This is a genomic window from Zobellia sp. B3R18 (assembly GCF_018860715.1).
Lineage (GTDB): Bacteria > Bacteroidota > Bacteroidia > Flavobacteriales > Flavobacteriaceae > Zobellia > Zobellia russellii.
Genome location: NZ_JAHKQG010000006.1, coordinates 15,514 through 28,465 on the forward strand (window position 1 = coordinate 15,514; position 12,952 = coordinate 28,465).

General features: G+C 39.1%; 8 protein-coding genes. 5 read left to right on the forward strand and 3 right to left on the reverse strand.

Features of this window, described 5'->3' with window-relative positions; genetic code table 11:
• Positions 1-8 precede the first annotated feature (8 nt).
• From KO513_RS03690 to KO513_RS03710, 5 genes are all read left to right on the forward strand, one after another.
• A complete protein-coding gene (locus KO513_RS03690) occupies positions 9-1,607 on the forward strand; it encodes a RagB/SusD family nutrient uptake outer membrane protein (RefSeq protein WP_215912351.1) in 1,599 nt (532 codons plus the stop codon).
• A 23-nt stretch (positions 1,608-1,630) separates the two neighbouring features.
• Positions 1,631-2,344, forward strand: coding sequence for a hypothetical protein (locus KO513_RS03695; RefSeq protein WP_215912352.1), 714 nt, complete (start codon positions 1,631-1,633; stop codon positions 2,342-2,344).
• 234 nt (positions 2,345-2,578) lie between these two features.
• Positions 2,579-4,315 carry a sulfatase family protein gene (locus KO513_RS03700; RefSeq protein WP_252735671.1) on the forward strand — a complete coding sequence of 579 codons (1,737 nt, stop codon included), beginning with the start codon at positions 2,579-2,581 and terminating at the stop codon, positions 4,313-4,315.
• 87 nt (positions 4,316-4,402) lie between these two features.
• On the forward strand, positions 4,403-5,836 hold the full coding sequence (locus tag KO513_RS03705; protein ID WP_215441586.1) for a cellulase family glycosylhydrolase: 1,434 nt from the start codon (positions 4,403-4,405) through the stop codon (positions 5,834-5,836).
• A 42-nt stretch (positions 5,837-5,878) separates the two neighbouring features.
• Positions 5,879-8,641: a glycoside hydrolase family 78 protein gene (locus tag KO513_RS03710; RefSeq protein WP_215912353.1), complete on the forward strand. Its 2,763-nt coding sequence runs from the start codon at positions 5,879-5,881 to the stop codon at positions 8,639-8,641.
• 131 nt (positions 8,642-8,772) lie between these two features.
• Here KO513_RS03710 and KO513_RS03715 read toward each other — a convergent pair whose 3' ends face one another.
• The 3 genes from KO513_RS03715 to KO513_RS03725 all read right to left on the reverse strand — a co-directional run bounded on the left by KO513_RS03715 (position 8,773) and on the right by KO513_RS03725 (position 12,930).
• Entirely contained in the window at positions 8,773-9,411 is a 639-nt protein-coding gene (locus KO513_RS03715; RefSeq protein ID WP_215912354.1) for a gluconate 2-dehydrogenase subunit 3 family protein, read from the reverse strand.
• 9 nt (positions 9,412-9,420) lie between these two features.
• Complete coding sequence (locus KO513_RS03720; protein ID WP_215441592.1) at positions 9,421-11,121, reverse strand: GMC oxidoreductase; 1,701 nt, start codon at positions 11,119-11,121, stop codon at positions 9,421-9,423.
• 372 nt (positions 11,122-11,493) lie between these two features.
• Positions 11,494-12,930 carry a sulfatase gene (locus tag KO513_RS03725; RefSeq protein ID WP_215912355.1) on the reverse strand — a complete coding sequence of 479 codons (1,437 nt, stop codon included), beginning with the start codon at positions 12,928-12,930 and terminating at the stop codon, positions 11,494-11,496.
• Between the last annotated feature and the right edge of the window lie 22 nt (positions 12,931-12,952).

Below are 12,952 nucleotides of genomic sequence, written 5' to 3' on the forward strand. Positions count from 1 at the left end.
AAGAAACAATGAAATCTATATACACACATAAACATATACTAAAAATAGCCTTGGCTACTTTGGTTGTTTCATTTGCACTATCGTGCGACGATTTGGTAGACGAATCACCAATAAGTGAAATTAACCCAAATGGTTTTTTCAGGACCAACAAAGACGCTTTAGGCTCGGTAATAGGTACATATGACGCCATGCAAGGTGCCGTGAGGCTCCAACATTTTTATTGGGGCGAGTTCAGGGCTGACAATTATGACCTTAATGAAGCTGCCAATCCAAATAACGCGGAACTTGCCAATAACAATGTAACCCAAGGAAATAGTCAAGCTTTGGACTGGGGCAACTGGTACGATATGATCAATAGAGCAAATTTTGCCATTTCACAAATTCCAACTATACCAAATTTTGACGCCAACTTATTAGCGGAGGCACAAGCCCTTAGAGCTTTTGCCTATTTTCAAGCCATACGTGTTTGGGGCGATGTTCCTTTATTTATGGAGCCCACAGCAAGTGCCGAAGACATAGAGGCATTGGCCAAACCTAGAACGGATGCCAACACTATAATAAATGAGGTCATTATACCGGACATGTTGGCCGCTGAAGAAAATTTCACCATAAACAGATTAACAGATCCCTACAGGTTTTCCTTAACGAGCCTGTGGTCTCTACAAGCTGAAGTTTATGGTTATCTAGGCAACGATGAAGCCGCTCGTGAAGCACTTTTAAAAGTAGTGAACAGCAATAGGTTCAGTTTGACCAACACCCCGGAAGATTGGCAAAACCTTTTCCTGAACGACAATGGTCTAGAAGGCGATCAAGCAGGGCCGTTAAAATTCCAAACCGGTCCGGAATTGATTATGTCAGTTAATTATAACATTACAGAACCTGCCGGTGGAGGCAATGTAAACAGATCTGGAATTTTCAGCCTCTTTTTTGCAGGTGTACCCTCTTATTTAATGTCCACAAATTTAGAGAACAAATGGCGTGAAAAATTCCCTGTAGATTCTTTAGAGTGGGTTACAAAATATCCGGACACAGAACCCGCATTAGCAGAAACTATCATTATTACAGATGAAAACGGTACAGAAAGAGACTCTCTTGTTCCAATATATGGAGACTATCGCTTCTATTTTTCTAGAGAGGGAGGAGCAGATTTAAGTGTGAGAGAAATTGGAGAGGCCAGAATGGCCAAATACAATAAGTCCAATTATAATGTTCAGTTTGATGATACGGATATTGTTCTATATAGATATTCCGGAACACTTCTGTATTTAGCCGAGCTGGAAAACAGGTTGGGCAATGATGCCAGGGCCTTAGAGTTGGTAAACGAAATCAGGACCGCCCGACAGCTTCCTCTTGTAGATGCAATAGAATTTGGAGTTTCCGTTGAAGAAAGGGAGCTTTTCATTCTAGATGAGCGTCAATTGGAGTTGTTTGGAGAGGCCCACAGATGGTGGGACCTTATACGAACAGGAAGAGCTATCGAAATTATGAACCCTATTTTAAGTAGTTCCGAAGAAGGAGTGCCATTAACAGAGGAGCGTTTGTTTCTACCGGTTTTTGAAGAACACTTGCTAGAAAATGAAAATCTGGAGCAAACTACTGGTTATTAAACTGAAAACATAAAATTAAAAAAATGAAAAGTATACATATTCTTAAAACTTGGAGCATTCTAAGCATAGTTTGCCTGTTCATAGGTTGCGACCTTCCTGTTCAAGAACGCTTCGTTTTTGAACCCGAAGTGGATATAGTAGATCCGTTTGCAGAAATTACAGCTTGGGAATTCATAAATTCTGGCCGAGCATTGGAATTGGATGATGAAGGTGAGTTAATAGGTGATAATTTCAACTATCTAAAGGCCGCAATTGAAGCTGCCGATATGGTTGATGAATACAATTCAGCCAATAATGAACGAACCTACCTTCTTCTCAATAACAACTCCTTCTTAGGAAATGGAGACGTTATAGATCTTATAACCGGTTCCGAAGAAATTGAGGAAGGAGAGACTCCTGAAGAAATAATGGCAAGGGCAGACTTAGATGTCTTACGATTAATTCTAAAGTATCATATCGTTACTACCTACATTACCCAGACCAATGTCTTATTAGAAACGGATGTTAGCGTTAAATTCCAAACCCTTATACCCGGGGAAGACGGTGTGATCTATATGAGACGTAACGCCCTGTGGAGCATACAAATAAACCAAAACCCCGTTCCTTTACCCAACTCGGCATTTGGAGGAGGTAACAACGAAACGGTAAGGAACCATAATTACGTATTCAATAATGGAATAGGTCACAGCCTTAACGACCCAGTTAGGAATAGGCCCTACCCTACTCCAAACAACTAAACACTATCCATTAAGCACCCCACTATTCAAAAAATATCCTCTGGTCTATTTGTATGTATTCCGGAGGGTATTTATCCTAATAAAGTTCTTTAAGGAGTTTTATTGACAGACGGGTACAAACCATATTTACCCTTAAATCAACAGGACTTCTCTCTTTTACAAAAAGAAGCCAATAAAAAATTAAACAATTCTTTTCCTAGACTGGGGCTGATTTCTTAAAAACAAAAAATCCAAATGAAAATAGAAAAAAACAAAATAGGCCTGATTATTTTAGTTCTATCCATGGTGCATTCCATAAACTTTTGGGGACAAAAATCAGCAGACCAAAATCATGACAAACCTAATATTATTTTCATATTAACGGACGATCAGCGGTTTGATGCTTTGGGTTACGCAGGTAATGAACTCATTTCCACCCCGGAAATGGACAAATTGGCCAAAGAAGGCACCTATTTTAAGAACGCTATGGTCACCACGCCTATTTGTGCGGCAAGCCGGGCCAGTATCCTTACTGGGCTTTACGAACGTTCACACAACTACAATTTTAGTACAAAGAAAATTCGTGATGTATATATGCAAAATTCCTATCCTAAAATTTTAAAGGATAACGGATACTATACTGCCTTTTACGGAAAATATGGTGTACACTATGATGGACTCAAAAAACAATTTAACGAGTTTGAATCTTATGACCGTAAAGATAAATACCCGGACAAACGTGGGTATTACTACAAAACAATAGGTAAGGACACAGTACACCTTACCAGATATACGGGTCAAAAAGCAATTGATTTTATAGATTCAAAAAATAGCTCTCAACCCTTTTGCCTGTCACTTAGTTTTAGTGCGCCCCATGCGCACGACTCAGCCAAAGACCAATATTTTTGGCAAGACGAATCGGATAAACTTCTTAAAAACACAATCATACCACCAGCAAAACTCTCTGATGACCTATACTTTAAATCACAGCCAGATTTTGTTAAATCCGGTTTTAACAGATTAAGATGGAGATGGCGTTATGACACACCTGAGAAATACCAGTATAGTGTTAAAGGATATTACCGCATGATTTCCGGCATTGACCGAGAAATAAAAAAAATTAGAAAAGAACTAAAAAAGAAAGGGCTTTATAAGAACACAGTCATCATTCTAATGGGTGATAACGGATACTTTTTAGGAGAGCGCCAAATGGCCGGTAAATGGTTGTTATATGATAATTCACTAAGAGTTCCACTGATTGTTTTTGACCCACGTGTAAAAAACCAGAAGGACAGTAAAGAAATGGCCCTTAACATAGACATTGCACCTACAATTTTGGATTTGGCAGGAATTCAAATTCCACAAAATTGGCACGGTAAAAGTCTTATGCCCGTTGCCACAAAAGAACAAACCAGTTTGAAAAGAGATACCGTTCTGTTTGAACATCTCTGGGAATTTGAACATATACCACCCAGTGAAGGGGTACGCACCAAAGAATGGAAATATTTCAGGTATGTAAATAATATGTCGCTCGAAGAACTGTATCATATAAAAAACGACCCACAAGAAACAAAGAACCTAGCTAAAGACCCAGAATTTAAATCCGTTTTAGAGAAGCTAAGGACCAAGTGCAATGCACTTATAAATGAAAAAAGTGATACTTATTTCAATGGTCCTACAGCATTAAAGGTCAACATTACAGAAGCACCACAATCTATACCCGAATTTCAATGGCAGGTACCCACTAAAAACTTTGAACAAACCTCCTATCAAATTTTATTGGCTACCTCAAAGAAAAAATTAGACCAAAATATAGGTGATTTATGGAACAGTGGCCAAGTAATCCAAAAGGTTGCCAAAGCTTATAAAGATGGAAGAATATATCTAAAAGATGGCCAAACGTACTTTTGGAAAGTGAGGGTTTGGGATCAAGAAAATAGGTTCTCCAAATATTCAGAATGTCAAACCATTCAGCTTAATGGCTCCAAATAAACACGTGGCTATTGGCATAAGAACATTTATTAAACAGGATAGTACAAGATAGATATCACTATCCAAGAACGTATTTTACCTCCGAAAATGAAAAATAAATTCCAAGCTATATCAAATAAAAAAAATGTTGGGTTACTAGCATTGCTCTTAACCTCTATGACCGCAATATCTCAAATTAAACACGGACTTAGAGATGATTCCGGCAGGCACGTTATTACACGGGGTTTTGTAATTAACACTAACGACCATAAAGGAGAAGTTTTTTTTGATTCTGACGATTATAAAAGAATGGTGCGTATGGGCGCCAACGCTCAGGTCATCCGTTTAGAGTTGGGCAAGTTAAGTTCCTTTCCTGGTGGAAGCCTAGACCAAACGTACTTAAAAAAACTAGACTCACTTGTTTCCCTAGGAAGAAACTCTGGCATGAAAACTGTCTTTAAGCTAACGGTCTACGGGGTTACCAGATTTTCATGGGAAGAGTTTTGGACAAACAAGAAAAATGAACACCAAACCTATATTAACGCTTGGAAAGTAATTTGGAAAAGATATGCGAACGATACCTCTGTTCTTGGCTATGACATTGTAAACGAGCCACGAAAATTGACCATGAATATTTCCTATGAGGATTTGACCAATACGTACTTAATACCATTATATCAAAAAATTATAGACGAAAGCCATAATATAAATCCTGATAAAAAGATATTGCTCCAATCCATTTTCATGAACAAAGGAGAAGGAATTGACAATAATCAATATGCAGAGATAACGGCACCCGTAAATCGGAAAAATATCATTTTCGCACCGCACATTTACCAAAACAAAATAGATTTCATCAAGCCTGTTATGGATAGGTTCGATAGGGAATCTGACATGCTTGAAGCGCCAATTTTAGTAGGCGAATGGGGCTTTCCCACCTTTGCTACTACAGACACTCTTACATCTGGTCACCTTGGCCAATTAGAGTACAGGGAGCTTTACATAAAAACAGCGGAGATTTTTGACCGCATGGGAATAGGTTCTATAAAAGCTTGGTTTTTAGGAAACCGAAGCATGCAAAACTTCCTTCCTGGCGGCCCATCTACATGGGCGATTTTTAGTGATGAAATGGATGCGGGAACAGTAGAACGAAAATATATTACTGACATTATTTCAAGACCTTTCCCTCAAATAATTGCCGGAGATATACAATCTTTCTTATACAATTTTGCGACGCGTACACTCAATTTAAAGATAAAATCCAATAATAGTAAAGGAGCCTCTAAAATTTTCATTGGAGCAGACCGGCATTACCCTGATGGTTTCTCAATTATTATCAACGATGATTTTATACTGTATCACAACCCATTAAAAAACATAGGTCTTGAAGTCTACAAATCTCCTGAAAACGGAAATCCATCCGATTTTATTTGGGACGACTATAGCCAACAATTGGTAGTGCTAAAATGGCCTGTGGATAATTCCATGCTGAACATTAAAATTGTACCGGGTCTTCGGAATTTTGGGACAGAGAAAAACTAAAATACTAATTAACTCAACAAGAACAACTCAAACTCGCTGAAAATGAAACACAAGACAAAGATCACCTCTTTACTCCTTATTATCCTAACCATGGGACTAACGGCCTTCAGCATAAAAAAGGCCCAGGTGTACCAGCTAGTTACAGAATACAAAACCAACCCTATTGGTATTGACGTCCTCAAACCCAGATTAAGTTGGCAATTGAACTCAGACGAGAGAAATGTGATCCAGACAGCTTATGAAATTCGCGTAGCGGACTCAAAGGTTAATCTGCAAGAAGGTAAAAATCTTATTTGGACTTCAGGAAAAGTTGAAAGTGACCAATCCGTAAACGTAATCTACGAAGGCCCTAAACTGCAATCTATGCAGCGAGTATATTGGCAAGTCCGGGTTTGGGACAACAAAAACAGAGCTTCGGCGTGGAGTACTCCCGCCTATTGGGAAATGGGTATTTTAGACAAAGCCCTATGGACTGCATCGTACATTGCTATGAACGACATTACTGCAGAAAAAAAATCACATCCGTCGCAGTACTTTAGAACGGAGTTCCAAACGAATAAAACCATTGTTTCGGCCAAGGTACAAGCCACTTCTTTGGGAGTCTATGAACTTTACCTGAACGGGAAAAAAGTAGGTAATGACCTTTTTACGCCTGGCTACACTACCTATAACAAAAGGTTGCAGTACCAGACCTACGATGTAACGAATATGCTGAGAGACAATAATGCCATAGGTGCTATTGTAGGCGATGGTTGGTATAGAGGAAACATAGGCTGGAAAGGCGATTATGCCTTTTACGGAAACCAACTTGCCCTTTTAGTACAATTACATATAAACTATGCCGATGGAAGTAGTGAAACTATAGTAAGTAATGGTGATTGGAAAGCATCTTACGGCCCTATACTTGAATCTGATATGTACAATGGTGAAAAATACGATGCCCGATTAGAAATGGACGGTTGGAATCAAAACGGATTTGATGATAGTAATTGGAAAAAAGTGGAAATCTTAGACCATTCCAAAGATATTCTGGTAGCGCCACAAGGACCTCCGGTAAGAGCAACTGAAGAAATAAAACCCAAAAAGCTCATTACCACCCCCAAAGGAGAGTTGGTATTGGATTTAGGACAAAACATAGTGGGCTGGGCCAGAATGAAGGTTAAAGGTCCTAAAGGCCATAAGGTGACCCTTAAATTTGCGGAAGTCCTTGATAAAGATGGTAATTTTTACACCAAAAACCTACGAGCAGCTGAGGCAACAGACAACTATATTTTAAAAGGTGAAGGAGAAGAAATTTTTGAACCACATTTTACCTCCCATGGTTTTAGATACATACAGGTTATAGATTACCCAGGTAACCTAAATCCTGACGCTATTACAGGAATTGTGATTCATTCGGATATCACGCCTACCGGAAGTTTTACAACTTCAGACCCAATGATCAATCAATTACAGAGTAATATTCAATGGGGACAACGAGACAACTTTTTAGATATTCCTACAGACTGTCCACAGCGCGATGAACGAGCGGGTTGGACAGGTGATGCTCAAGTTTTTAGCATGACTGCTGCTTTTAATTTTGACGTAGCTACATTTTATACAAAATGGTTAAAAGATTTAGCCTTGGACCAGCACGATAACGGATCCGTGACCAACGTAGTGCCTGACATTTTAACGGGAGGCAAGGGTGTTAGCGCTAAAGGTGGTGCCACTGGCTGGGCAGATGCCGCTGTAATAATACCTTGGACCGTATATCAATCATACGGCGATAAACGCATTTTGGAAGAGCAATACGACAGTATGAAAGGTTGGGTTGACTACATGGCCAAAAAATCTGGTGACGATTATTTATGGAACGACCCTAAACATTGGCATTGGGGAGACTGGTTAGCCTATAATGCGGACAAACCCGACTACAATGGTTCCGTAACCGAAAAAGATTTAATTGCTACCGCCTATGCTTATTATTCCACATCACTCTTTAGCAAAATAGCCGAAGTATTAGGAAAAACCGAAGACATTGAGAAATATGCTCAGCAAGCCAAAAACATAAAAAAAGCTTTTGTACAGGAGTATGTTACCCCAAACGGGCGTTTGGTCTCTCACACGCAAACAGCTTATGCAATGGCCCTTTCCTTTGATCTGATTCCTGAAAATTTAAAGAAAAAATCCGCTGAATACTTCGCTCAGGACGTGAAAAAATTCGGGCATTTGACTACAGGGTTTTTAGGGACTCCCCTACTCTGCACAACCCTTTCCAAAATAGGACGCGATGATTTGGCCTTTATGTTACTCAACAGAAAGGAATTTCCATCCTGGCTTTATCCAATAACCATGGGAGCCACTACTATTTGGGAACGATGGGACACGCAAAAACCTGACGGGACTATTATTGAAGGTATGAACAGTTTTAATCACTATTCGTACGGTGCCATTGGAGAATGGCTTTATACCCATGTAGGAGGATTGAGAATAGACCCTAAAAAACCAGGTTATAAACACATCATATTTGACCCTCACCCAGGTGGAGGGTTGACAGCTGCAAAGGCTGAATTCATATCCCTTTATGGAAAAATAAAATCTGACTGGGAGATAAAAGATGGCGAATTTCATTATGAAGTAACCATACCCGCTAATACTACCGCATCTGTAACGTTATCGGGAGCTACACTAGAAAACATTAAGCTAAACAGCGCTAAGTTAAAAGCCGAAATGCAAAAAAACTTAAAGCAAACACAGCAAGGTGTACAGCTTGAACTGGGTTCAGGAACTTACCGCTTTTCGTATCCTCAACCGGCTAAATAAAATTACCCATTACTATTTGGGAAGAACAACAAAGCCCAGCTTTTAAAGCTGGGCTTTGTTGTTCTCGGATAAATGTGGCAATAAGTTGGTACTAAAAATGTAATTGACCAAGATATGGAGCATAAAGAAAGTTACAAAGACCAAGCTCTGCCTCCCGATACTTCCTGTAAATCTACACATCCTTTTTGCGCGCCCGGAATAGGGTCATAGGCCAAGACCTCTTCCCCAATAATTTTACTGACTTTAAAAGCTTCTATTCCCCTGTTTCGTAATGAATTCAAAACAAAAAAATTAACCGCATCATCGGATAGTAGTTGAGCTCCCTCCTTTTCGGAGGCAGCTACCTCCATATTCCATTTCTTTTTATTCTCGGCATCAGCCTTAAAATAATGGGCCACCCTTTTTTCTATATCACCTTCCGTTAAATCAGTTGAAACGTTCTTTCCAGATTTTTCAAGGGTTGTAGACAAATACTGCTCTACACCTGCTTTAAATGCAGTTTTTTCTTTTTCCGTAGATATAACATCTAGATAGCCATCTATAAATTGGGCCAAGTTCAAATCTGTTGCTCCAGGCACATCTGGAGTCTTAGGTATCATTACCTCTAAGGTCTTTGAAACAATATCAGCTTCATCGGGTGAAAAAAATACAGGGTTCCATGAAACCTTTTTTTCTTGGGTACAACTTTGAATAAGTGTGACTACGGCAGATGACATGGTTAAGGAACCTAGCGATAACCCAATGTTCTTTAGTGCTTTTCTTCTTTCCAAAACAGTTGTTTAAATATTCATTTTCTTTAATTCCTCTACAGCATGATTGGCTGCTCTTGCCGTTAGAGCCATGTATGTTAGTGAAGGATTTTGACATCCTGCAGAGGTCATACAAGCCCCATCGGTAACATATACATTAGGCACTTCATGCAGCTGGTTGTATTTATTCAAAACCGAAGTTTTTGGGTCCTTACCCATTCTAGCCGTACCCATTTCGTGAATACCGCCTCCCATGTACGATTCCCTTTTGTTGGCCCTGACATCTTTAAAGCCTGAATTTTCCAACATTTCTTGGGCCTGCTCTATCCAATCTTTTTTCATCCGTTTCTCGTTATCTTTGAACTCGGCATCAAAAACAATTGTAGGTAAACCGTAGTCATCAAGCTTATCATAATTTAATGACATATGGTTTTCATGATACGGCAATACTTCTCCAAAACCGCCTAAGTTAATTCGCCAACCTCCAGGTTCCAGCATGGCTGCTTTCAATTCTTCTCCGTAGGCATACTCAGGAATCAAAGTACTAAAGTCATTACGCCCGGCACTACCTTGGTATCCGTAACCCCGTATAAAATCTACTTTTTTAGAGGTGGAATCTACATTTCTAAACCTTGGTATATAAAACCCGTTAGGTCTTCGTCCTTTATAGTACTTATCATCATAGCCATCTATTTTTCCGCTTGCACCACCACCTAATTGGTGATCCATGATATTGTGTCCCAATTCACCACTGGCATTGCCCATACCGTTTGGAAAAACATCTGACTTTGATTGCATCAAAATTGCCGTAGAAGCCATGGACGAAGCACACAAGAAGACTATTTTAGATTTAAACTCTATTACTTCCTTAGTATTGGCGTCTACAATCTTGACTCCTGTAGCTTTTTTTGTTTCCTTGTCGTACAATACCTCGCAAACAATAGAATCTGGTCTTAGCGTCATATTTCCTGTAGCCTCTGCCATGGGAAGTGTTGATGAATTTGAGCTAAAATAACCACCGTACGGACACCCGCGTTTGCAACGGTTCCTGTATTGGCAGGTTCCTCTTCCTGCCCCCGGTTTTGACCCTTCCGTAATATGAGCAACCCTACCTATGGTTAGTACACGATCATCATATTTTTCAGAAATACCATTCTTTAAATGCTCTTCCACGCAATTGAGTTCCATAGGTTTTAAAAACACGCTGTCCGGTAAATGGGGCAACCCTAGGGCCTCTCCACTAATACCTACATGTTTTTCCACATGCTCATACCATGGCTTTAAATCTTTATATCGAATAGGCCAGTCTACACCAATACCATCTTTGACATTGGCTTCGAAATCCAAATCTGACCAACGATAGGTTTGCTTGCCCCATATGAGGGAACGGCCACCAACCTGTGTACCTCGAATCCAATCAAATCTTTTTGTTTCATCATAATCATATTTTGAATCGTCATTAAAAAAATGACGTGTGGTTTCATCAAAACCCCAACGCGATTGCTTTGGATATTTTTCCTTTATTTTAGCTGGGGTCTCACCTCCATTTGGTAAGTCCCACGGATCAAGGTTCATAGTTGGATAATCAACTACATGTTGTACCATTCTTCCACGTTCCAGAACTAAAGTTTTAAGCCCGTTCTCGCAAAGCTCTTTTGCTGCCCATCCTCCACTGACTCCGGTACCCACTACAATAGCATCAAAAGTTGTTGTTTCTGGTTTAATTGACATTTATCTTTTTATTAGATTATTTTAATTCTAACCACAAATAGTTTTGCTTGACTATTTTTATCGGTAATCAATCCAAAGCATTTTTTTTAAGTCATCAAAAAAATTGCTTAGAAAAGAATTTAAAATTAGGCTTTTGCATAAAAAAAGGTGTCCTGCACTGTACTGTAAAGCTCGTTTGAGATATGTTATACACGCCCTTTATAAAAACTCCTTATTAAAAAACCACGGCTGTGTAGAACAAAAATTATTGCCGTTAAAAAAGAAAATCCTACTATAAAAACAGACATCATATTTACATTACTCTTTCCCATAGCAAAGAGCCGTTACTAGGTATTGAACGTGATACATTAAACTATTTCCTTAATTACTCTATCACTTATAAAACGAATAATCAGTTCTAGGGAAACGTTCTCTCAGCAAGGTTTTCATTTTTGTCTCAACCCTTTTATGCGCTGTCTTGCCCGCAAGATTTTCCACAGCTATTGGATTGCCATCACTATGATTGTAAAGTTCTACTGATTTAACCTGTTGCGTTTGGCTATCTCGCCACTCCGTGTACCGCCATAAACCATCCGTAACGGTACAACCCATAATTTTCTCTCCTCTTGGATATAAACTATATGCACCATCATTCCACGTTACATCTGGATTTTTAAGTAACGGTAATAAACTCTTTCCGTCCAAATAAGGCATTTTTAGATTGCAGGCTTCCACAAGAGTGGGAAACAAATCAACATTTTCAACCAAGGCTTTTGACACCTGCATTTCTTGAGGGGCGCTACCATCGTAATTGTTGCTAATTATCAAAGGTACCCGTACATCCAATTCAAAATTGGTATGCTTACACCATGCTCCATACTCACCGATTTTATAGCCATGGTCACTCATAAAAACAACAAGGGTATTTTTTCTCAAATCTAAATCATTCAGCGTTGTCATTATCTTACCAACTTGAGCATCCATATAACTAATTGATGCATAATAGCCATGTATTAAATCTCTTGTAAGATTATCGTCTAAAGTACCTTCCTGGGGAATACCATAATAGGCACGTAGTTCGTTCCAATTCGTAAGGGCATTAGTGTACATATTTATAGGCTCATTCCGAGATGGTACTACGAACAAATCTTTATCATATAAATCCCAGTACTTTTTAGGTGCATTAAATGGTAAGTGAGGCTTTGTAAGTCCTACGAACATTACAAAATCATCATTCTTCAGTTCTTTTAAAGTTTGTATGGCATGTTGGGTTGCCCTGCCATCCTTATAACCTTCATCAGGTACATCTGCATTTTCAAAAGCAGGGCCTCTTGTGTTTTCTCGACCTTCCTTTTGAAATTTTTCGATAAGCTCTAGATTGGATTGGCTTGCCCATGAGTTGGGTTCTTTTTGAGTAAAATTGGTCCAGCTTTCTATATCGTCCCTCCCATGATGGTAGACTTTACCAATACTTACGGTTTTATAACCATGCTCTTTAAAATATTTAGGCACCGTTAACATCTCCTTATGTACTGACCTAAGCGGGGTAAACAAATCATAAATACCAACGGTTTCGGGACGTAACCCAGTTAATATACTTATTCGTGATGGAGCGCAGATTCCTTGCTGGCTATAGGCACGGGTAAATAGTGTACCCTCACTGGCCAACTTATCAATATTAGGGCTTTTAACCATATCGTTTCCATAACAGCCCAATTCTGTTCTTAAATCGTCTATTAAAAATACTAGCACATTTTGCTTCTCCTGAGCCTTTATACTATGTAGGGTCATTATTAACAATAGAACACTCCAAATCGTGTTATTTTTCATTTTTGTAAACTTCAGTTAATTT